The sequence below is a fragment of the Lancefieldella sp. genome (assembly GCF_057237245.1).
On sequence record NZ_DBHHJM010000003.1, the window covers coordinates 62,044 to 81,749 of the forward strand.

Sequence of the window (19,706 nt, forward strand, 5' to 3'; positions counted from 1 at the left end):
TCACCCCTCACGGTGCAAATCGGCACACCGCAAGAGGTCAGCGACTGTGAGGTCGAGGTTTCATGCTGACCTTTCTCTTCATCCAATAGAACGTGAATTGTGCTTGCGAGGACAATTCACAGATGTAACTATTTTAACGATTTTCTCGCGAGGCTGTAAAGACTCTTCACATAATCTAGCTGCTCGGATTTACCTGTAGTCGAGGTGCGACCAACGCACGACCAACGCGATCCGCGAAGCTTGACAGCGCACAAAAAAGCCCGGTACCTGCGGAACGCAGATACCGGGCTGAGCTGGTACAAAGTGTAACGAAACAGCTCTTAGAACTGTACGTTTGGTGCCTGACGAGCGGACTCGTCGGTAACCTGGAAGCTTGTACGTGGGGAACGTCCACCAGCAAGAAGGTTGTTTGGGAAAACAGCGATGATGTTGTTGTAGTTCATGACAACATCGTTGTAGCTCAAGCGAGCGTAGCTGAGGCGGTTCTCGGTGTCAGTAAGCTCTGCCTGGAGCTCCAGGAAGTTCTGGTTAGCCTTGAGCTCTGGGTAGTTCTCAACAACAGCAAACAGGTTGGTCAGAGCATTGGAAAGAGTGCCGGAAGCCTGCATCTTCTCTTCAGGAGTGCGAGCGTTTGCGACTGCAGCGCGAGCAGAAGTAACCGCCTCAAAAGTCTTAGACTCGTGAGCTGCGTAACCCTTAACGGTGTTGACCAGGTTAGGGATCAGATCGTTACGACGCTGAAGCTGCGTATCGATAGCTGCCCAAGCGTTGTCGCACCTGTTGCTTGCGCGAATGATGTTGTTGTGAATGCTAATGGCCCAGAAAACCAGAAGGACAATAACTACAACTGCGGCAATAATCATGCTAAATCCTTTCAATCACTGACAATCCTGTGTCAGCCATCCATTTGGACAGGTTAATTATACCCAAAACTAAAAATCTAAGGCGTTTTTAATTAAAGCTTTTAACTTGCTAACGAGTCTTTTGGTAAATGGAATGCTCGTCCACACACTGGCGAGAAGAACGTTGAGCTAGAAATAACGTGGAATGGAATGAAAGTTCTGAAGGTAAAACGTTAAGTTGAGGTCCGCCAAAAAATGGCGGAGAGGGAGGGATTCGAACCCTCGGAACGGGGACACCGCTCAACGGTTTTCAAGACCGCCGCATTCAACCACTCTGCCACCTCTCCAAAGCGGTAATATCCTACCTCATAATTCAGTTTTTTGCGAGTAGGGGATTTAGCAAGTTAGGTTTTGCTTCATAATTGAGAGTAGATAAATAAGCGTCAGAGTCATGAAAGATTTACGTCAGAATCGCGACAGAACAGCGACAGATTAGTAGCAACAACCAGACAAGAGAGGAGCAGCTATGAGTAACGAAGCGCAAGAGCCTTTGACCCCACAGGCTGCTCTTGATCAAAAGTACATGAAACTTGCTCTTGAACAGGCAGAACTTGCAGCGCAGATAGGAGAAGTACCTATCGGCGCAGTTGTAGTGTGCGATGGAGAGGTTATTGCCGTTGCACATAATCGCCGTGAGATAGATAACGACCCTTCTGCACACGCTGAGTTTCTCGCTATGCAAAAGGCTTCAAAAAAGCTTGGCCGCTGGAGACTTTCGGGCTGTACGGTTTACGTGACGCTGGAACCTTGCTTGATGTGTGCAGGGCTGATGGTCAATGCTCGTATTGATCGCTGCGTGTTTGGCGCGTTTGATCCCAAGGGCGGCGCAACGGGCACGTTGTTTGACGTGAGCAGTGATCCAAGACTTAATCACGAGTTTGCAGTCTCAGGCGGAGTATTAGCAGACGAGGCATCTGCCCAGCTTAAAGCCTTCTTTAAAGAGCGTCGTAAAAGCAAAAGTTTGGAAAAATAAGAAGTCTGGAAGAACTATTTAAAAGATATTTTGATTCCAGCAGCGTTTATCAGCAAAGCTTCCAGACCAATGAAGATTATTACAAGAATGAGCTTTATGGCCATTGAGATACTGAATACAAAAGATAGAGACGCGCTTACTAATAGAAATAATGCAAATGCAGAGATTGTAATCAAAATCAATTTGTTATTACTTTCAGCGTCCTGAGCCTGAACTGTGTCTCCTTGGATATTTTGAACAGTCACATTCTTATTAAAGACTATGGAAAGTGTGATAAAAGAATTTATAAGCACGAGAAGAGCATAGAGATACCAATAGTTGTAAGAAACGAGAAAATAAAGAAAGCAGCCAGATAATGCAGTCCTAAAAAATGAAACCTTACCTGTTCTATAAAATGAATGAAGACCTGCAAAACCGCCAATAAAAGCTAATAACCCATAGGTTAAGTAGGACTGGTGTTTGCTCAGGGTTGGTTGTTTAGATAAATTCCTGCCATCCGTCTCAGCCATAAGGGCCTCCAAAGTATGCCATAAAATACTCTTATAAAATAGTAAAATAATTTATAATAGTATTATATCACAATATGGAATAAATCTCATAAAATGTTCTTTGAAGAATGGACTGTAGGTTTTAAACTACCTGGAAAATGAAGAAATCAAGGTAGTGGCTCTCGGGAACACCCCAAAGAATTGGGTGGTCAGGAGCTTGTTGGCGCTCTTCAATTTGTTTAAGCTGCACGTTGGTATGGTGAGCTGCCTCGGCAATTGCCTGGGCGAGAAGATCTCTGGTCATGAAGTGTGAGCAGGAACAAGTTGCCAGGTAGCCACCTCGAGGCAGTAGCTTCATGGCCGCAGCGTTGATTTCCTTATAGCCACGCATGGCGCTTCGAACCTTGTCGCGTGTCTTAGTGAATGCGGGTGGATCCAGAATGATGAGGTCAAACGGACCTCCCTCTGCTTTGAGCTGAGCGCGGTCTTGCGCTAACTCTGGGAGGTATTCAAGAACATTTGCACAGGTAAAGTCCATGCGGTCTGCCAAACCGTTGAGTTCTGCATTGTGGCGAGCAAGGTCAATGGCAGTTTGGCTAACGTCTACACAGCGGACAAATTCTGCTCCACCAGCTGCGGCGTTAAGACCAAAAGGACCAACGTGGCAGAAACAATCCAGTACACGGCGACCTTGTGCAAGCTGACGGACTGCTCGGCGGTTATATTTTTGATCTAAGAAAAAGCCTGTTTTTTGACTATTCTCCAGGTCAAGATTGAACTTGAGTCCGTTTTCTGTTGCAAGAACATGAGTTGAAGGCAGAGTAAGGGTGCTTTCTGCAATCAAGCCATTCTCGTCCGGTGAAGAGCCTGTCCACCAGCCTTTATGTTGCGGAAGTCCTTCTTTAAGGCGCGAAGGAGAATCGTTTCTTTCGTAAATGCCGTCGATTACCTGGCCGTCTGCAGAGAAAACTTCAAGTAGCAGTGGATAGATAGCATCACGCAGACGCTCCATGCCAACGGTTCCTACCTGCGCAACAAGCACATTCTCGTAGCGGTCAACGATTAAGCCAGGAAAGCCATCGGCCTCAGAGAAGATGACACGGCAACAATTGGTATCGGGCTCAGTGCCTGGTAGAGCGCGGTTTCCCATAGTGGTTTTGCGATGTTCCCACGCCCAGCTAATCTTGCGACTCCAAAATGCTTCATTGAGCCTATCGTTGGCGTTTCTTGTCACAATTCTGACGCGAATCTTGCTCATTTCTGACAGAAGACCAGTTCCCTGGTAGGTGCCGTTCTCTTCGAAGACATCAACAATGCAACCATTTTGAGCACACTCGCCACTTTCTGGAGATGGCTCTACACGGATGACCTCGCCCTCAAAGACCCAAGGATGTCCGCCTGCAAGTGCACGAGCAGCTTTCTTGGTGATAATAACCTGTGGATAAGGGCGGAGTTGCTTCATGATGGTCCTTCTCGCGAGAAGTGCTTACAAAAGGCTTGGTGCTTGTATGTGCTCAGTGTCGATGCTCAAAAAGTTACATAAAAAAATTGCAGAGAGCCATAAGAGGGAATATTGCCTGCTTGATAGCTGCAGAGCGTTTGTCGGGAGAAGTCACAAAGAGAAGAATTGCGGCAAATTCCATTGAACAAACAGCAAAGACAACAAGCGCTTTACCTAGTGGATTTCTGTTAGCCATCAAGAAGACGCCAACGAATACCTCAATAGCAAGAAAGAGATTATAAAATCCCTGGTTAAAAGCCATCTTCTCAGTGCTCTCTGCCTCTTCTTTTGTCATGTTAAAGGCCTTGAGCGCACCGTCAGAAGTCCAGGCAAATGACTCAAGATAAAATATGACCACGTGTAAAACTGCAGCTCCAAGAGCAAAAATTATACCAGCATTACTAAAAGGGCCCATGTTTTATTCCTTTACTGTATTAGTTACCTGCGTTTTGATTATAGATTACGTGTGTCGGCCATATCTGCCGCCAAATCCAAATCCTTTGCCCCTTGACCTTGAGCCCGAGAACATCGAACGTGTGGTCTTGGTGGTAGAGCGGGAATCCTGGAGCATAATGCGCCCCTCATCATAAGAAAAGCCAGGTAGATCCCATGCAGGAATCAACGCCTTTGTGAAATATTCAATTTCTCTAAGCGGCGTAACTTCGTCTGGTCCCATGAATGTATAGGCCTGACCTGCGGCTCCAGCGCGACCTGTTCGGCCAATGCGATGAACGTAATCCTCGGGATCAAGCGGCACGTCAAAGTTGATAACGGCGTCAATGCCCTGGATATCAATGCCGCGGCTCATAACATCGGTTGCAACAAGAACCTGAATAGCGCCGCTGCGGAATCGCTCCAGCGCTCTTGCGCGAGCCTTTTGCGGACGGTCGGCATGCATAACATCAACCTTTAGACCTGCGGCTTTGAGGTTTTTGTAAATGCTGTCAACGCGCGACTTTGTCCTACAGAACACCAACACACGCTCTGGCGCAGGATCAAAGGAGTCGATAAGTGCCTTTAAGAGCTGCGGCTTTTGCCCTTGGGTAACTGAGCACAAATGTTGCTCGATTGTTGCCGCAGTTTGTCCGGTTCTTGCAATCTCAATGCGCTCTGGATCTTTGAGCAGCGCATCTATGGTTGAGGTAATTGACGCGGGGAGCGTTGCCGAGAAAAGCAACGTTTGGTGCGCCTTGGGCAGCTGTTCCATAATGCGGCGGACGCTTGGCCAAAAGCCCATGTCAAGCATGCGGTCTGCCTCGTCAAGCACCAGCACCTGGATGTTCTCTAGGCTTGTATGTTTCTTGTCGAGAAGATCAATCAAGCGGCCAGGTGTTGCCACCAGCACATCGCAACCTTTTTGCAGCGCGGTTATCTGGTGCTTGTAACGAGCGCCACCAGTAACAATGACGGTTTGCTGACCAGTGGATGTGCAAACGCTTTTAGCAACGTCGTCAATTTGGGCCGCAAGCTCTCGTGTTGGCGTGATGATGAGCGCGCGGGGATACGCGTTGCGTTTGGCGGTCGCGTTGCATTTTGCGCTGCCGCGCTTGGCGCTGCCGCGCTTGGCGTCGCGTCCGGAGGCTACGTTGCGTCCGGCGGCTGCGTTGCGTTTGTCGTCGAGTTTCTCGGCCTCACGGGGTTTCTCGACAGCAATGCGCTGCAGCGTAGGCAACATAAACGCCGCAGTTTTACCTGTTCCCGTTTGCGCAGACGCAACAACGTCCTTGCCCGCTAAGACGGCGGGAATTGCTGCGGCCTGCACGGGAGTAGGCGCGTTGAACCCAAGTGTTGCTACGCCTGCCAGAATTTGCTCGTTTAGCCCGAGCTCGGCAAAAGTTATTTCCATACAAACAAGTATACTTATGTGCAACGATTAGCTAAAGGAAGTTGCCATGCCTATTAATATTCCAGATGGTTTACCAGCTAAGAAGACGCTGCAAGAAGAGCGCATTTTTGCGCTTGAGGAAGAAGTTGCAGAACACCAGGAGATTCGCCCGCTGCGCCTGGCAATTTTGAATTTAATGCCTAAGAAAATTCAGACTGAAACGCAGATTCTCCGTCTGATTTCAAAGTCTCCTATACAGGTTACGTGTGACTTTATGCGTATCTCTTCGCATGAATCTAAAAACACCGCTGCAGACCATCTGGTCACGTTTTATTCAACTTTTGATGACTTCAAAGATAAAAACTATGACGGTTTGATTGTTACCGGCGCTCCTATCGAGGACCTTAAATACGAGGACGTTGATTACTGGGATGAGTTTTGTCGCATTGTTGACTGGTCTCAGGAACACGTCTTTTCTACCATGTACCTGTGCTGGGGCGCACTAGCCGGCCTCTATTACCTGCACGATATTCCCAAGAAGATGCTGGGCGCTAAGCTTTTTGGTATTTTTCCGCAGCGTTTATGCGATGAGTATTGCTTCCTCACCAATGGATTTGACGAGGTACATTACATGCCACACTCTCGTCATGCCGCGATTGAGACATCAGCTCTGGTAGATCATCCTGAGCTTGCCGTGCTTTCTGAGGGATTTACCAGCGGTCCTGCACTTCTCGCCACAAGAGACTTTCACGAGATTTTTGTAACCGGTCATTTTGAATATGATCGCGACACACTTGCAGAAGAGTATTGGCGTGACTTCCACAAGGGTCTGCCTATTCGCTTGCCAGAGAACTACTTCCCTGATAACGATCCAGAAAAGCAGCCGCTGTTTACCTGGCGCGCGCACGCCAACTTGCTGTATCGCAACTGGATTAACTGGGTGTATCAGATGACGCCGTATAACACAGACGAGATACCTGCGGCTATTGCAGATCTTCGTCAGCGTGTTTCCGAGGCTGACCCTGACGCAAGGATGACTGGTAGGTTCTAAGCTGGCGTTTACACGGTGACCGAATTGCCAGCGCTTGTAACTGGTTGGACGCCATCAATACAATAAAATAATTGATTGATACACGCGTATGAAGATACGTGTAGAAACACGTATAGAGAGGATACGTTGATGAAGGTTGTAATTGCTTCAGATATTCACGGCGCTGCCGACTATTGCGAGAAACTCATGCAGGTCATTGAGGAGGAGCAGCCAAAGTACGTTTTGCTTCTGGGAGATCTGCTTTATCATGGCCCTCGCAACGATCTTCCTGCAGATTATGCACCAAAGCGTGTCATTGAGATGCTGAATAGCATTTCCGATAAGGTTATTGCGGTCCGCGGAAATTGCGAGGCAGAGGTTGACCAAATGGTCCTGGACTTCCCTTGCATGGCTGATTACAACATCTTGTTTGACAAAGACCCCAAGACGGGCAAGCAGTTCACCATTTTCTTTACGCACGGCCACGTTTTTGGCCCTGGTATTCATAACAGCGTTGATAAATGGCCTCAGACGCCAAGTATGGACGCGTTTGTGTACGGTCACACGCACAGAAAAGTTAACATGCAAAGCGCTGACCACCCAGAGGTCACCGTGTTCAACCCAGGCTCCGTGGGTATTCCAAAAGACGGCACCCATAGCTGCGGAATCTACGAGGACGGCGAGTTCAGGCACGTCATCCTCGGCGAGTAAGTCTGTGATATCCACACGCAAACAACAAGGCGAGAAGATCGATTGATCTTCTCGCCTTATTTTGTGTCGCTGCTTCAGAGGTCTAGTGCATAGAAATGGTCATGAATTCATAGCCATGCGCATGTCGCGAGATGGAATATTCAAACGCACGACCGTCGTCGATATAACCGATTTGCTCAACCTCTAAGAGGGGATCGCCCGTGCTAATTTCTAGTCTCGAGGCTTCAACCTCTGTAGGCATGACGGCTCTAATAACGCGGTGCGCATTGGCAATTCTGAGCCCAATTTCGCTCTCAATATAGTTGTAAATCGAGTGCTCCAGATGAGCCTTTTTAAGATTGGGTACTAAGCTGATAGGCATGTAGGTATACTCGATGACCTGCGCAATTCCTTCAACAAGCCTGACACGCACAATTCTATAAACAAAATCTTCGGTAGTAATATCAAGAGCTTTAGCAATGTATTCAGAGGGTCGCTCAACTTCAAAGGTGTAGACCTTTGATTTGACGCGCTCACCTCGGGCGGCGTGCTCAGCCATGAAGCCTTCCATTTGACCGGAGACTTCTTTACTTGGCTTAATTTGTGTTCCTTCTTCCAGCTTTTTGACAAAAGTGCCAGAGCCTTTTCGCCTGAAGATAAGCCCTTGCTGTTCAAGAACTTCTAGTGCCTTATTAATGGTAATTTTGCTCACTTCATATTGCTCACAAAGCTGAGCAACGGAAGGCAGACGAGAATAAGCAGGATATGTGCCTATAGCAATATCAGTTTTAAGATCCTGAACAATCAGTTCGTACTTATTCATGACACCTCCTCAGGTAGCAAAATTTTACTTTGCATTCTATCTGATTTGCATTAGTATTCTACATAGAAAATCTAACATATCTGTTTTATAAAGTTGACATGTTAGGTTTAATACGTTTGAGAAAGGATAGGCATGTCGTATCAGTTGCCTGAGAATTTCTTCTTTGGTGGGTCAATGTCTGGCCCACAGACTGAGGGTAAATGGCAAGACGGCGGAAAGCTGCCAAACCTTTGGGATACCTGGTCCAACCTGGACATCCACGCATTCCACAATCGCGTTGGCTCCTATGCCGGAAATGACTTTACAGAAAGAATGGAAGAAGATCTTCAGCTTCTCAAGTCTCTTGGCTTGGATTCCATCCGCACTTCTATTCAGTGGAGTCGTTTGCTGGACATTAACGGCAACCTTAATCCAGAGGGCGAGAAGTACTATCACCACCTTTTTGCTGTTGCTAAGAAGGTTGGTATTGAGATTTTTGTAAACCTCTATCACTTTGACATGCCTGAATACCTCTTCAACCGCGGTGGCTGGGAGTCCCGTGAGGTTGTTGAGGCGTATGCACATTACGCACGTATTGCTTTTGAAACGTTTGGAAAAGAAATCCGCTATTGGTTCACTTTTAACGAGCCAATTGTTGAGCCAGAGGTTCGCTACACATTGGGCGATTGGTACCCCTTTGTAAAGAATTACTCTCGCGCTCGTGCCGTTCAGTACAATATTTCACTTGCTCACGCGCTTGGTGTTCGCGAGTATCGCCGCGCAAAAGCAGCAGGTTTTATGCTTGAGGATTCTCGCATTGGCCTTATTAACTGCTTTGCACCACCATATACCAAAGAGAATCCTTCTGAGGCAGACCTTGAGGCGCTGCGTATGACTGACGGCGTTAACATTCGCTGGTGGCTTGACCTGGTAACCAAGGGAGAGCTTCCACAGGATGTCATTGATACGCTGCAGACTCGTGGCGTTGACCTGCCTATCCGCCCTGAGGACAAGCTCATTCTTGCCGATGGCGTAGTGGATTGGCTGGGTTGCAATTATTATCACCCAGAGCGTATCCAGGCTCCTGCAAAAGATACTGACGAGAATGGCATTCCAAACTTTGCCGATCCCTATATTTGGCCAGAAGCAGAGATGAACGTTTCTCGTGGTTGGGAGATTTACCCACAGGGTCTTTACGACTTTGCCATGAAGGTTCGCGATGAGTATCCAGAGCTTGAGTGGTTTGTTTCCGAGAATGGCATGGGCGTAGAGCGAGAAGATCTTAAGAAAGACGAAAACGGCGTAATTCAGGACGACTACCGTGTTGATTTTGTCCGTCGTCATCTTGAGTGGATTGCTCGTGCAATTCAGGACGGCGCAAAATGCCGTGGTTATCACTACTGGGCCATCATCGATAACTGGTCTTGGGCAAATGCTTTCAAGAACCGTTACGGCTTTGTTGAGGTTGACCTGGAAGATAACTACAACCGCCGTCTTAAGAAATCAGCTGAGTGGCTTAAGCAGGTTGCCACTACACATATAGTTGACTAGAAACTCGTGAAAGGAGTTTGCTCATGGCAAAAGATAATGGCCAAGCATCGTTTCTAGATAAATTTGCAGAAGTTTCTGCAAAAGTAGGTAATCAAGTTCACTTGAGGAGCCTGCGCGATGCATTTGCAACTGTCAGCCCAATTTATATTTTGGCTGGTATTGCAGTACTGATCAACAACGTTCTGTTCCCACTCATCTTTGCAAACGACCCAGTTACCCTGGCTAATTTCAAGGTTTGGGGTGCAGCTGTTGCTCAGGGCACTCTGAGTTTCTCGGCAGTTATTCTTGCAGGCATTATTGGTTATTGCCTTGCTCGTAACAAGCGTTTTGAGAACGCAATTTCTTGTGTTGTTATTGGTATTGCGGCTCTTATCATCATGATGCCTCAGAGCATTGTTGCTACCGCAGGTGCTGTTCTTCACGCAGCTAACGCCGCTGACGCAGCCGCTGCAGCAGTTGCGCTTCCTGTAGCTGATGTTGCTAAGCTCCTGCCAACTGGCTATGCAGTTACCGGCGTTGATGTAACTGGTGCTTTCTCCACTTCCTTCACCGGTACTAACGGCCTCTTTGGTGCAATCATCATTGGTCTGCTTTCCACCACCATCTTCATCAAGCTCTCCAGCGTTAAGCAGCTGAAGGTCAACCTTGGTGAGGGCGTTCCACCAGCGGTTGCAGATTCTTTTAACACCATGATTCCTATGATGTTGACCCTTACCGTCTTTGGTATTGCATCTGCTCTTCTTGCAGTTTGCGCTGGCACTGACCTTATGACCATCATTGCAACAAGCATTTCTGCCCCACTGAAGGGCCTCATGAATGCTGGTCCATTTGCAGTCATCATCATCTACACCTTTGCAAACCTGCTCTTCTGCCTTGGTATTCACCAGTCCACCATCTCCGGTGTTCTGATTGAGCCAATCCTGACCATGCTTATTGTTGACAACATGGCAACCTTCGCAGCTGGTCAGCCAATTCCTCAGGACCACTACATGAACATGCAGATCATCAACACCTTTGCTCTGATCGGTGGTTCTGGTTGTACTCTGATGCTGCTTTTTGACACCTTTGTCTTCTCCAAGAACAAGGCTTCTAAAGACGTTGCAGCACTTTCTCTTCTCCCAGGTATCTTCAACATCAACGAGCCGGTTATTTACGGTTACCCAATCGTCTTTAACCTTCCTCTGATGATTCCATTTGTTCTTGTTCCAGATTTGTTCATCGGTCTGACCTACCTGTTTACCAACCTTGGTTGGATTAGCCCTTGCGTTGCAATGGTTCCTTGGACCACCCCAGTCTTCCTGAGTGGTTGGCTGGCAACCGGTGGCGACGTTCGCGCTGTCATTTGGCAGGTCATCGAGGTTCTTCTCGCCATGGCAATTTACCTGCCATTCATGAAGATCTCCGAGCGTGCACAGGCCAAGCAGGCTGAGGCTCTTGCAGAGAACGCTCAGGATGCAGAGTAGTTTGTAAGCTTATAATCTGAGTATCACTTGAAGCCAGCCATCGTATTCGGTGGCTGGCTCATCAAAAGGAGATCACATGAAAATCTTACTTGCTTGCAACGCCGGAATGTCCACCAGTCTGCTTGTTCAGAAGCTTCAGAAAGAGGCTGCTTCTCGCGGTTTGGACGTAGAGATTATTGCAAATCCTCTTAACAAGGCACTTGAGCTTATTGACGGTGCAGACGTCTTTTTGCTTGGACCTCAGATTGCGTATGCAAAGGCAGACGTTGAGGCTGCAGCAGGATCTATTCCTGTAGCTGTTATTCCTATGGTTGATTACGGCAGGATGAACGCTGCAAAGATCCTTGACGACGCACTTGAGCTTATTAAATAAGCGATAAAAGATTTTCTGAGCTCCCAGGTGCTCACGAAAGAGTATGGGGTAAAAAATGGCTTTAGATGATGGCATGACTGCTACGCAAGAAGCAGCCTTTGAGATTATTGCTACCGTTGGAACGGCAAAGTCAATGTACATTGGCGCAATCCAGAAGGCAAAAACAGGCGATATTGAAGGCGCTCGTGCAGATATTCTTGCTGGTACAGAGATCTTTAATGAGGGTCACAGCACACACCTGAATATGTTGCAGCAGTCCGCAATTGATAACAATAACGTTGAGTTCTCGCTCATCTTGCTCCACGCAGAGGACCAGCTTATGCAGGCCGAGTCTTTCCGCATCATTGCTGAGGACTTCATTGACGTGTACGAGAAGCTCCTTAACAAGTAGCTGGCGAGAAAAACATGTGTGCAGAGACGCTTCTTGGCGCGTAAGCGGCCGGCACGAAGATCGTGGCGTGTAGAGTGTCAGCCGCGTAGAACAACGCTCATTTCACAAACAAATGGCGAGAAGATCGATCGGTCTTCTCGCCATTTTTATCTTGCGACGTGCGGTTTTCTAGCGCGTGTTACTTTCTAGAAAGCGTGTCAGTGTTCCAAGTGCTGCTCTGAGAGCTGATAGTAACGGTTTTGCCGCCGTTGGTAGAGGATAGAGTAAACGGCTCGCTCCTACCGCTGACCTGGCCATTGAAGTCGAGCTCAAGCTTGTTTTCGTCGCCAGTCCAGGTGCCGCGAACCTCAGGCTGACCACCGATGCGCCAAATGACCGTGCCGTCCTTCTGGATGACAACCTCCATTGACTTGCCGTCAGTGCCGGTGCCGCTGTAGGTACCAACCCATTTTTGGGCCTTCTTGCGGTCTTCCTCGGATTTCTTATCTTTGTCCTTCTGCTCTTGCTCTTTTTTGTTCTTCTCGGCAACTCCAGATTTGAGGCTTTCACCCTTCTTTATCTGGTCAGAAACGCGAGAGTGATATGAGTCATACGTTGAATTAGCTCCGGTGTCATCGCCCCAGATTTCCTTCTCGTGCTCTATATCGCCGAGAAGAGCCTGCAGCTCAACAAGCCTGTTTGAAACGGACTTGAGGTCAAGCGTGGTTGCAGAATCGGTATCGTTAAAGCTGTTTGCAGCAAGTCTGCGCTTGTAGTCGGCCTCGAACCAGTCGCGGATGCGCTTCTGACCATCCGAAATTGAGCTGTTTAGGATGTTAACGCCCGAGTCATCGGTGCCGTTTGGAAGGCGGAACTGGCCGTTTTTCTGGTCGCCGGTGATTTGCTCTTCAATTTGATCGAGCTTCTCGTATTGATTGAGGAGCTCAACGCGGCTGCTGTCGCTGCTTGGATTGACGCCAACGCTTTCAATCTGCTCTTGATAGCTGGCAATACGCTGTTGAACGGCACTGCGCTTGGCTGCGTCGTCTTGATGGGATTGGAAAACCCAAGCAACGGCCAATGCGCCTACAACCAGGACAGCTGCAAGCAGGCCAAAGACAACTTTGCGGAGTGCGTCCGAGCCGTCCTTGGTTTGCTTGCGTTCAACGGAGCTAGGTCCGCTTGAAACGACGGTGAACTGCGATGGGTCAAAATGCGAAATCGCAGTTGAATCAAGGTCGTCAGAGGTAAAGACGTTGATGCGGTCAGGGTCGTTGATAAAAGTCGTGGGCTCCTCGGCGTCAGCGATGACGGTGGGGTCGGCGATGACGGTGGGGTCTTCGGCAGCGGCGGGGTCGGCGTCTGCGATGGCGCCAGCGCCCGCAACAACGGTAGGAGCCTCATCTGGGGAGATGTAGGAGTCGTCAGCGGTAGCCTCTAGGAGCGAGGTTTCTGCTGCGGTTGCGTCTTCGTCATCTGCTGGGTACTCTGCAAGGACAGTTGCGTCTGGATCGGCGCTATCTGGGTCAGTGACGGTATCAGCTGGCTCATCAGCCTCTGCTGGTGCGATAACCTCGGTGGCTGTGATGGAGTTGTCGGGTGCGGTTTCTGGTGCAGGTTCTGTGGGCTCAGCGAGCATATCGGGTTTCTCGACGTCCGTAACGTCAGCGACGTCCGAAAGCTTCTGTCCGCAGTTGGAACAGAATTTTGCGTGCTTGCCAATTTCAGCTCCGCAGTTGGGGCAATTCATAGAGTCGCTCCTTAAATCGCCAGTTAGACTCAGTGGCTTTTAATTACACTGGGTTACTATTGTAGCGTTAACAGGAGAAACGCCAAAATGTTTTTAGTTTTGAGGGCGGCTGCACGCGCTGAGAGCCGCGGGATATGGCCCAGCGTTGCGTGTTGCGAGCGCGGATTAGAGCAGAGAAACGCCTGCTTCAGCGCAATGATCCTCGGTTTGCTTGTCCCAGATAGATGCCTGCACCTCTCCGACGTGCGCTTTTTCTAGCAGCAGCATGCAGAGACGGCTCTGACCGATGCCGCCACCAATGGTAAAGGGCAGCTCACCGTCAATGAGCATCTTATGGAATGGCAGCTCAAGACGGTCCTCGCATCCAGCGATTGCCAGTTGCGACTTAAGTGCCTCGGCGTCAACGCGGATGCCCATACTGCTGATCTCAATCGCAGAGTCCAAGGTCTCATCCCAGAACAACAGGTCACCGTTAAGCGACCAGTCGTCGTAGTCGGGTGACCTAAAGTCGTGAGGTTGGCCAGAGTTCAGAGCACCGCCAATACCCACGATAAAGGTGGTTGGATGCTCGCGAACAAACAGATCTTCTCGCTGCTTGGGTGTCTGGGTAGGGTAGAGGTCCTCAAGCTCCTGCGAGGTCACAAAGGTGACTTCGCGGCTGATCTGCGTGTTAAGCTGCGGATAGTGCCACTTGAGCTCGTCGAGTGTGCCGCAGATTGCCTCGACAATGCGGCAGACAGCGTCTTCCAGCGTGTCGGTGTTGCGCTCGTCTTGCGTGATGATGCGCTCCCAGTCCCACTGGTCCACGTAAATGGAGTGCAGGTTATCGGGCTGTTCGTCGCGACGGACAGCGTTCATGTCGCAGACCAGGCCGCGGCCGACGGCAAAGTTGTAGCGCCAGAGTGCATAGCGCTTCCACTTAGCAAGCGACTGGACTACCTCGGCGTTTTTGCCCACGTTTGGCAGGTCAAAGGCAACAGGATGCTCGACACCATTGAGGTTGTCGTTCATGCCGGTAAGCGGATCAACAATCAGCGGAGCGGTGACGCGCGACAGCTTCAGCGCGGCACACAGCTTGGTCAGAAACACGTTCTTGACCTGCTCAATAGCTTTCTGCGTATCGTAAAGCGAAAGGCTAGAACGGTAGCCCTCGGGAATCTTGGTCATGGGGTCTCCTTGGAAGAGAGCGCTAAAAATTTGATTGCGCTGATTTTGCCTTCTTTCTTTAACCCTTTGGCGAGAAACCCGTGTGATTTAACCGTTTTGTCAAAAAGACGGATACAAGTCGTGTGTAGTAGAAAAAAAATAAATGCAGGTTATTGTGGGACTGTGACCTCAAATATTGCATCTCAAAAATTTTTAGAAAGTTTGCATACCTCATCCAAAGAGGGGAATATAGGTAATAAATAGTAATCATTCCTATTTATTAGGAACCAGATAGAAAGGTTTTAACTATGCTAAACGATAAGCTCAATGTTCTTCTCGCTAACTACGCTGTTGAGGCTCACAAGATTCACAACTTCCATTGGTACGTCAGCGGCCCTTCATTCTATAACGTGCATACTGACCTCGACGAGGTTTACGGTGCAATGTATGACCAGCTTGACGAGGTTGCAGAGCTCATCCTGATGAACGACGGCTCTCCACTGGGCTCCATGGATTCCTTCCTCAAGAACGCAACTCTTTCCGAGGCAGCAGAGGGTTTCAAGAATCCCCAGGAGATTTACCAGGCTATTCTTGCTGACTACGAGGCAATCCGTGCACTCGCAACAAAGATCAAGAAGGACGCAGACGCTGAGGATAATTTCCTTGTTTCCGCAGCAATGGACGAGCACATCGCTCTTCTCTCCAAGACCATTTGGATGATTAAGCAGTCCAACAAGTAAGTTTGGCAAATACCCAGCCGGTTCCAACGACCGGCAAAACCTTGTGTTTCTTTCTTTCCCATGTTTTGAAAATGTCGTCGGTTTTCCGGCGGCATTTTTCGTGGGCGCATCTGATCCAAAACCGATGCAATAATGTGTGACTCACTGGTGAATGTAGATTTTTGGAGCTCGATTAATCCAAAAGTGAACTAATTATGTGTCGAGAAATCCACTTTTGGATCGGGTGGACACATAATTACCCGGGTTTTAGATCAATCGACACTGAAAAATCTGCAAGGCATTCCACGACTAGGTCAACTGTCCAACGTGGTGGACACATGACCGCATTTCAATGACTACTATCTGCACTGTTGTAAGTGTTCTTGTTCAAAAAGGCGTTTAACAGGCAAAAGACACATCAAACATAGGAGGAATTATGTCTTTAACACGTCGCGAGTTCATTTATGCAGGTGCTTCTAGTTTGTTCGCACTAGGCTTGGCGGGTTGCGGAAACAGCGGCACAACATCCACCTCTACTTCTGATGCACAGAAGGAAGAGCCAAAGAAGTCAGAGGAGAAGCAGCCGGAAAAATATGAGGTGACCATTGGCACTCTCACACAAATCGCTGATTACAACGGTGACCCAGCAGCAAAGATCACGTTCAGTTTTACAAACAACTCTGATGAGACTGCTGCATTTATGAGTTCAGTGCGCGTAGAAGCGTATCAGGACGGTCAGCAACTTGAAAATGCTGTTTCCAGTGATGTTAATTGGGAAAGCACCATGACAAAGATCAAGACCGGCACAAGCCTTGATGTTGAACAGGCATACAAGCTCATTAGCTCGTCCGATGTTGAGGTAGAGGTGTATCCGCTTTTTGGCAAGGATAAGCTTGCAGCTCAGACTTTTAGCCTGCAGTAAGTTTGCTGTTATCGCTAGACAATCGACACAAAAAAGAGAGCCATCACAAGGTGGCTCTCTTTTAGTTTACGTTGGGATAGCGTAAATGAGGTGTACTTTCCAGGGTGACAATACCCTTAGTGTCCACTTTGTTGGACACGTGAAATTTCGGAAGCATTTAGATTTGTTGCAACAGAGAAAGGAGTTGTAATGGGTCTTGATGCGTTTGTTCGTTGCAGGTGTTTTGAAGAGGGAAAACTTAAACCCGGTCCAATACCTTTTGAAGACCTTTACATTGATGATGAAGAGTTTATCTGTTCAAAGCTTTTAGATCAGAAGCGTAAAGAGCTTAGCTCTGAACAGTTTGAGGAGCTCTATGGAGACCTAGAGCGTGATTTTGTTGATTGGACATATAATGCCTGCGAGCATGAAGATGGTGAAATTTGTTCCGAAAGAGTTGGTAATTTTTGCGGCTTGTTAAGCATTGGTGCAGTTTTAAGTTCAGATGAGGGCGAGTCAAAGTATCCTCTGTTAAATAATATGCTTCCTGATGGCAATGGAGGTGTTTATCCAGTTGAAAAAGCGCAGCCTACCCTTGATGAACTTGATAGATTCATAGAAGAGCATTCAAAGATCCCGGGATATCAGCTCATTGATGAGGAGACGAATAAAGTTCTTATCTCCTGCGCGGTGGATGACGGTTTTTGTCTTTACAGTGACAAATATATTGATTATGGATTCACAGAGGACGCAATGTATTTCCATCAGCTTAAGCCTTCACGTATATTTTACGCTGACCATTTTTGCCAGATTCCAGCTGATGATTTTAAGCAGACGCATAAGGTGGTCGTTTTTTGTGATGATTCAAATAACAGTGCGTCAAACTTTAAAATGACTTTACCAGGTCCAATTGATAGTGAATTAGACAATTCTGTTTTAAGAAGCTTTTCTGTTCAAAAGGCAACTTTAGACTTCAAAGAAACCGGTCATTTTTGGAGGCTAAATAAAATTAGGAACCTCCTTGTAGCATCTATAGAAACAAAACATCCTATTTGTTGGTGTTAAAAACACATGGGCTGCGCTACCTGATTGTGGTCTGACATCATGCCGTCTAGAGATTCAAAAAAGAGGACTACCACCAGGTAGTCCTCTTTTAGTTTGCGCTGGCGAGAAGAACGATGCACTTGAACGATCTTCTCGCCAGATGTTGATCTTAGTAGGTAGGGTTCTCTACCTCAACCTTGTCGACCTCCTGGAAAGGAGCAAGGGTTGAGACCATAACGATGGGCTCGTCATAAGGGTTGTTGACGTAGTGGACCTCGCCGGGCTCAATGTGGATGAAGTCGCCAGCCGAGAGGGTGTGAACCTCGCCGTCTACCACAATGTCAATCTTACCCTGAAGGATGTGGAAGTTCTCCTCCATGATGTTGTGGTAGTGGGCCTGGAAATCCTGGCCTGGCTGGAACTGGACCATGGCATAGTTCATGCGAGGGCCCTTCATCAGGTACTTAGGGCCGTGATCTCCGCACCTATACTCAAAATCGTTCTCGTTGACAATAAACATCTTGCTTTCCTTTCAGGCGCAACTTGTACTGCGACCAAACGTTCTTTTTGCGTGCCACGCGTAACCGCGGCGCGGTGGAGTCCCGGCGTTTACAGACCAGGCGCTCTCCACATGCTCTTGACCTTGCCCTCTTCTGCAAGCTCAAGCTGACTCTTGTAAACATCCTTCCACTGGACATACAGCTGGTCGTAAACAGCCTTGTTGTCTGGGTTGGGGGAGAATGTCTTATCCCATTTAACAACGCGCTTTGCACCCTCAGCGATGCTTGGGTAGATGCCCACACCGTAGCCTGCAAGAACAGCGGCGCCCAGAGCAGTTGCCTCTTTGACCTCTGGAATGCGAACGTTCTTGCCGGTAACGTCGGCAACAATCTGTGCCCACAGAGAACACTTGGAAGCGCCACCTGCAAAGATGAGCTCGCTTGGCTCATTGCCCGTAGCTTCTTTGACCAGTTCAATATGGCCGCGGACGAGAAGGGCGGTGTTCTCCAAAATTGCGCGATAGAAGGTGTACTTATTGAAACGCTCTGGATCAAGCTCAAAGTTGGTGAACGTTGGGCTTGCGTGGATCCAGTGGATGTAGTTCATAACGTCACTGAAGCAGCAAAGCATACCGTGGCTACCAGCAGGAATCTCTGCAGCGCGCTCGTTCATGATCTCATACACGTCATCAATGCCGCGCTCTTTTGCTTCGGCCTTTTCTGCCTGGCAGAAGCCGTCACGATACCAACGCATAACCAGACCAGGCTTGAATGCCAGAGCTTCGTACTGCCAAATCTGTGGAATAGCGTGGCAGTTTACACGGACGCGATAATCTGGGTCCGGAGTGCTCTTATCGGTGTTGAACTCGTACTGCCAGAAGCTACCACCAAAAACGCCAGCCTGGCCAGGCTCGCAAGCGCCAACGCCAATCATGCCCAGCTGGCAATCACCGCCGCCGACAACAACAGGTGTACCTTCGGCAAGGCCCGTCTCTGCTGCGGCGTCTGCAGTTACAGTGCCAAGAACTTCTCCGCACTCGATAACCTGGCCAAAGAGATCATCACGAAGACCGCACTCCTTTGCAATCTCTGGATCCCAAGCGCGTTCTTCCAAGCTCATGATGCCGGTGGTACTGCCGTTTGATGGCTCAACCGCCAGAATACCGGTGAGCTTGTAAGCAAGCCAGTCGTTGAACATTCCAATCTTGGCTGCCTTGTTGTAGATCTCTGGCATCTTGTTCTTAACCCAAAGAAGACGAGGCAGAGCGCCTAATGCATAGGTCTGACCACTCTTCTGGTAAATCTTCTTCTCAAGCTCTGGATCCATATCAATGAGCTGCTTGACCTCGTCAACGCTTCGAGCGTCAACGTTAGCACACGCCCAAATCTCGTTGCCGTCCTGGTCATACAGGAGAATGCCCTCGCGCATGCAAGTAGTGGAAATACCAGCGATTTCTTTAGGATTAATGGAGGTCTTTGCCAGAACCTCTTTAATGCAGTCCAGAGCAAGCTGCCAGTCAGCAACCCAATCAAAGTCCATGCTGCCAGGCCAACGAGGGTCCTCGTGGTGCTCCCACTCGCGCTGAGCAACCCCAACCTGCTCACCGTCAACACTAAAGAGAACGGCGCGAATACTTCCTGTTCCCGCGTCTAGTGCAAGAAGATACTTGCTCATCAG

21 protein-coding genes and 1 tRNA gene are annotated in these 19,706 nt (G+C 48.6%); 11 read left to right on the forward strand and 11 right to left on the reverse strand.

Going from position 1 to position 19,706, the window contains the following annotated elements:
* Positions 1-320: 320 nt before the first annotated feature.
* Both ACO5GU_RS03655 and ACO5GU_RS03660 read right to left on the reverse strand, forming a co-directional pair.
* The gene (locus ACO5GU_RS03655; RefSeq protein ID WP_314007138.1) at positions 321-863 is read right to left on the reverse strand and encodes a LemA family protein; all 543 of its coding nucleotides are present in this window, start codon (positions 861-863) and stop codon (positions 321-323) included.
* 235 nt (positions 864-1,098) lie between these two features.
* Positions 1,099-1,189 (reverse strand) — tRNA-Ser (locus ACO5GU_RS03660).
* Positions 1,190-1,368: 179 nt separating this feature from the next.
* On the opposite strand from ACO5GU_RS03660, the gene tadA reads away from it, so the two are divergent.
* Positions 1,369-1,875, forward strand: coding sequence for a tRNA adenosine(34) deaminase TadA (gene tadA / locus ACO5GU_RS03665; RefSeq protein WP_484930172.1), 507 nt, complete (start codon positions 1,369-1,371; stop codon positions 1,873-1,875).
* Positions 1,876-1,889: 14 nt separating this feature from the next.
* Here the strand turns inward: tadA and ACO5GU_RS03670 are convergent, their stop codons facing one another.
* From ACO5GU_RS03670 to ACO5GU_RS03685, 4 genes are all read right to left on the reverse strand, one after another.
* A complete protein-coding gene (locus ACO5GU_RS03670; protein ID WP_484896582.1) occupies positions 1,890-2,384 on the reverse strand; it encodes a hypothetical protein in 495 nt (164 codons plus the stop codon).
* Positions 2,385-2,505: 121 nt separating this feature from the next.
* Entirely contained in the window at positions 2,506-3,825 is a 1,320-nt protein-coding gene (locus tag ACO5GU_RS03675) for a class I SAM-dependent rRNA methyltransferase (RefSeq protein ID WP_484930174.1), read from the reverse strand.
* A 73-nt stretch (positions 3,826-3,898) separates the two neighbouring features.
* A complete protein-coding gene (locus tag ACO5GU_RS03680) occupies positions 3,899-4,279 on the reverse strand; it encodes a DUF1304 domain-containing protein (RefSeq protein WP_314007060.1) in 381 nt (126 codons plus the stop codon).
* Between the two features lie 45 nt (positions 4,280-4,324).
* Positions 4,325-5,710, reverse strand: a complete 1,386-nt coding sequence (locus tag ACO5GU_RS03685) for a DEAD/DEAH box helicase (RefSeq protein WP_484930176.1) — start codon at positions 5,708-5,710, stop codon at positions 4,325-4,327.
* Positions 5,711-5,756: 46 nt separating this feature from the next.
* Here ACO5GU_RS03685 and ACO5GU_RS03690 point away from each other — a divergent pair, with 46 nt between their 5' ends.
* Positions 5,757-6,740, forward strand: coding sequence for a homoserine O-succinyltransferase (locus tag ACO5GU_RS03690; RefSeq protein WP_314007066.1), 984 nt, complete (start codon positions 5,757-5,759; stop codon positions 6,738-6,740).
* Positions 6,741-6,869: 129 nt separating this feature from the next.
* Complete coding sequence (yfcE, locus tag ACO5GU_RS03695) at positions 6,870-7,430, forward strand: phosphodiesterase (protein WP_035437323.1); 561 nt, start codon at positions 6,870-6,872, stop codon at positions 7,428-7,430.
* Between the two features lie 82 nt (positions 7,431-7,512).
* On the opposite strand, the gene ACO5GU_RS03700 is transcribed toward yfcE, so the two are convergent.
* Positions 7,513-8,232 carry a GntR family transcriptional regulator gene (locus ACO5GU_RS03700; RefSeq protein ID WP_484808435.1) on the reverse strand — a complete coding sequence of 240 codons (720 nt, stop codon included), beginning with the start codon at positions 8,230-8,232 and terminating at the stop codon, positions 7,513-7,515.
* A 132-nt stretch (positions 8,233-8,364) separates the two neighbouring features.
* Between ACO5GU_RS03700 and ACO5GU_RS03705 the strand changes: the two genes are divergently transcribed.
* The 4 genes from ACO5GU_RS03705 to ACO5GU_RS03720 all read left to right on the forward strand — a co-directional run bounded on the left by ACO5GU_RS03705 (position 8,365) and on the right by ACO5GU_RS03720 (position 11,989).
* Positions 8,365-9,762, forward strand: coding sequence for a glycoside hydrolase family 1 protein (locus ACO5GU_RS03705; RefSeq protein WP_484860658.1), 1,398 nt, complete (start codon positions 8,365-8,367; stop codon positions 9,760-9,762).
* A 23-nt stretch (positions 9,763-9,785) separates the two neighbouring features.
* Entirely contained in the window at positions 9,786-11,225 is a 1,440-nt protein-coding gene (locus ACO5GU_RS03710) for a PTS sugar transporter subunit IIC (protein ID WP_484930178.1), read from the forward strand.
* Positions 11,226-11,301: 76 nt separating this feature from the next.
* Positions 11,302-11,598 carry a PTS sugar transporter subunit IIB gene (locus ACO5GU_RS03715; RefSeq protein WP_314019325.1) on the forward strand — a complete coding sequence of 99 codons (297 nt, stop codon included), beginning with the start codon at positions 11,302-11,304 and terminating at the stop codon, positions 11,596-11,598.
* Between the two features lie 55 nt (positions 11,599-11,653).
* Entirely contained in the window at positions 11,654-11,989 is a 336-nt protein-coding gene (locus tag ACO5GU_RS03720; protein ID WP_484930180.1) for a PTS sugar transporter subunit IIA, read from the forward strand.
* A gap of 178 nt (positions 11,990-12,167) precedes the next feature.
* Here ACO5GU_RS03720 and ACO5GU_RS03725 read toward each other — a convergent pair whose 3' ends face one another.
* Positions 12,168-13,718 (reverse strand): zinc ribbon domain-containing protein, encoded by a 1,551-nt coding sequence (locus tag ACO5GU_RS03725; protein WP_484930182.1) that lies wholly within the window; start codon positions 13,716-13,718, stop codon positions 12,168-12,170.
* Positions 13,719-13,883: 165 nt separating this feature from the next.
* Positions 13,884-14,885, reverse strand: coding sequence for an aspartate--ammonia ligase (gene asnA / locus ACO5GU_RS03730; RefSeq protein WP_484930184.1), 1,002 nt, complete (start codon positions 14,883-14,885; stop codon positions 13,884-13,886).
* 9 nt (positions 14,886-14,894) lie between these two features.
* On the opposite strand from asnA, the gene ACO5GU_RS03735 reads away from it, so the two are divergent.
* The 4 genes from ACO5GU_RS03735 (at position 14,895) to ACO5GU_RS03750 (ending at position 17,549) form a co-directional block, all read left to right on the forward strand.
* Complete coding sequence (locus ACO5GU_RS03735; protein WP_484930186.1) at positions 14,895-15,128, forward strand: hypothetical protein; 234 nt, start codon at positions 14,895-14,897, stop codon at positions 15,126-15,128.
* Between the two features lie 44 nt (positions 15,129-15,172).
* The gene (locus ACO5GU_RS03740; RefSeq protein ID WP_484930188.1) at positions 15,173-15,604 is read left to right on the forward strand and encodes a Dps family protein; all 432 of its coding nucleotides are present in this window, start codon (positions 15,173-15,175) and stop codon (positions 15,602-15,604) included.
* Between the two features lie 415 nt (positions 15,605-16,019).
* A complete protein-coding gene (locus tag ACO5GU_RS03745; protein ID WP_484907640.1) occupies positions 16,020-16,505 on the forward strand; it encodes a DUF5067 domain-containing protein in 486 nt (161 codons plus the stop codon).
* A 189-nt stretch (positions 16,506-16,694) separates the two neighbouring features.
* Entirely contained in the window at positions 16,695-17,549 is an 855-nt protein-coding gene (locus tag ACO5GU_RS03750) for a hypothetical protein (RefSeq protein WP_311139426.1), read from the forward strand.
* A 148-nt stretch (positions 17,550-17,697) separates the two neighbouring features.
* Here the strand turns inward: ACO5GU_RS03750 and ACO5GU_RS03755 are convergent, their stop codons facing one another.
* The gene (locus tag ACO5GU_RS03755; protein WP_035437342.1) at positions 17,698-18,048 is read right to left on the reverse strand and encodes a cupin domain-containing protein; all 351 of its coding nucleotides are present in this window, start codon (positions 18,046-18,048) and stop codon (positions 17,698-17,700) included.
* 89 nt (positions 18,049-18,137) lie between these two features.
* On the reverse strand, positions 18,138-19,703 hold the full coding sequence (lsrK, locus tag ACO5GU_RS03760) for an autoinducer-2 kinase (protein WP_484930190.1): 1,566 nt from the start codon (positions 19,701-19,703) through the stop codon (positions 18,138-18,140).
* Positions 19,704-19,706: the final 3 nt, after the last annotated feature.

What these genes read in the sequence shown, in the direction of transcription:
- ACO5GU_RS03745 (WP_484907640.1), top strand. Translation starts at nt 16,020, where the DNA reads ATGTCTTTAACACGTCGCGAGTTCATTTATGCAGGTGCTTCTAGTTTG.
- ACO5GU_RS03675 (WP_484930174.1), bottom strand. Translation starts at nt 3,825, where the DNA reads ATGAAGCAACTCCGCCCTTATCCACAGGTTATTATCACCAAGAAAGCT.
- ACO5GU_RS03685 (WP_484930176.1), bottom strand. Translation starts at nt 5,710, where the DNA reads ATGGAAATAACTTTTGCCGAGCTCGGGCTAAACGAGCAAATTCTGGCA.
- ACO5GU_RS03720 (WP_484930180.1), top strand. Translation starts at nt 11,654, where the DNA reads ATGGCTTTAGATGATGGCATGACTGCTACGCAAGAAGCAGCCTTTGAG.
- ACO5GU_RS03690 (WP_314007066.1), top strand. Translation starts at nt 5,757, where the DNA reads ATGCCTATTAATATTCCAGATGGTTTACCAGCTAAGAAGACGCTGCAA.
- ACO5GU_RS03655 (WP_314007138.1), bottom strand. Translation starts at nt 863, where the DNA reads ATGATTATTGCCGCAGTTGTAGTTATTGTCCTTCTGGTTTTCTGGGCC.
- ACO5GU_RS03680 (WP_314007060.1), bottom strand. Translation starts at nt 4,279, where the DNA reads ATGGGCCCTTTTAGTAATGCTGGTATAATTTTTGCTCTTGGAGCTGCA.
- ACO5GU_RS03740 (WP_484930188.1), top strand. Translation starts at nt 15,173, where the DNA reads ATGCTAAACGATAAGCTCAATGTTCTTCTCGCTAACTACGCTGTTGAG.
- ACO5GU_RS03715 (WP_314019325.1), top strand. Translation starts at nt 11,302, where the DNA reads ATGAAAATCTTACTTGCTTGCAACGCCGGAATGTCCACCAGTCTGCTT.
- lsrK (WP_484930190.1), bottom strand. Translation starts at nt 19,703, where the DNA reads ATGAGCAAGTATCTTCTTGCACTAGACGCGGGAACAGGAAGTATTCGC.
- ACO5GU_RS03710 (WP_484930178.1), top strand. Translation starts at nt 9,786, where the DNA reads ATGGCAAAAGATAATGGCCAAGCATCGTTTCTAGATAAATTTGCAGAA.
- asnA (WP_484930184.1), bottom strand. Translation starts at nt 14,885, where the DNA reads ATGACCAAGATTCCCGAGGGCTACCGTTCTAGCCTTTCGCTTTACGAT.
- ACO5GU_RS03705 (WP_484860658.1), top strand. Translation starts at nt 8,365, where the DNA reads ATGTCGTATCAGTTGCCTGAGAATTTCTTCTTTGGTGGGTCAATGTCT.
- ACO5GU_RS03750 (WP_311139426.1), top strand. Translation starts at nt 16,695, where the DNA reads ATGGGTCTTGATGCGTTTGTTCGTTGCAGGTGTTTTGAAGAGGGAAAA.
- ACO5GU_RS03700 (WP_484808435.1), bottom strand. Translation starts at nt 8,232, where the DNA reads ATGAATAAGTACGAACTGATTGTTCAGGATCTTAAAACTGATATTGCT.
- ACO5GU_RS03755 (WP_035437342.1), bottom strand. Translation starts at nt 18,048, where the DNA reads ATGTTTATTGTCAACGAGAACGATTTTGAGTATAGGTGCGGAGATCAC.
- yfcE (WP_035437323.1), top strand. Translation starts at nt 6,870, where the DNA reads ATGAAGGTTGTAATTGCTTCAGATATTCACGGCGCTGCCGACTATTGC.
- ACO5GU_RS03725 (WP_484930182.1), bottom strand. Translation starts at nt 13,718, where the DNA reads ATGAATTGCCCCAACTGCGGAGCTGAAATTGGCAAGCACGCAAAATTC.
- ACO5GU_RS03670 (WP_484896582.1), bottom strand. Translation starts at nt 2,384, where the DNA reads ATGGCTGAGACGGATGGCAGGAATTTATCTAAACAACCAACCCTGAGC.
- tadA (WP_484930172.1), top strand. Translation starts at nt 1,369, where the DNA reads ATGAGTAACGAAGCGCAAGAGCCTTTGACCCCACAGGCTGCTCTTGAT.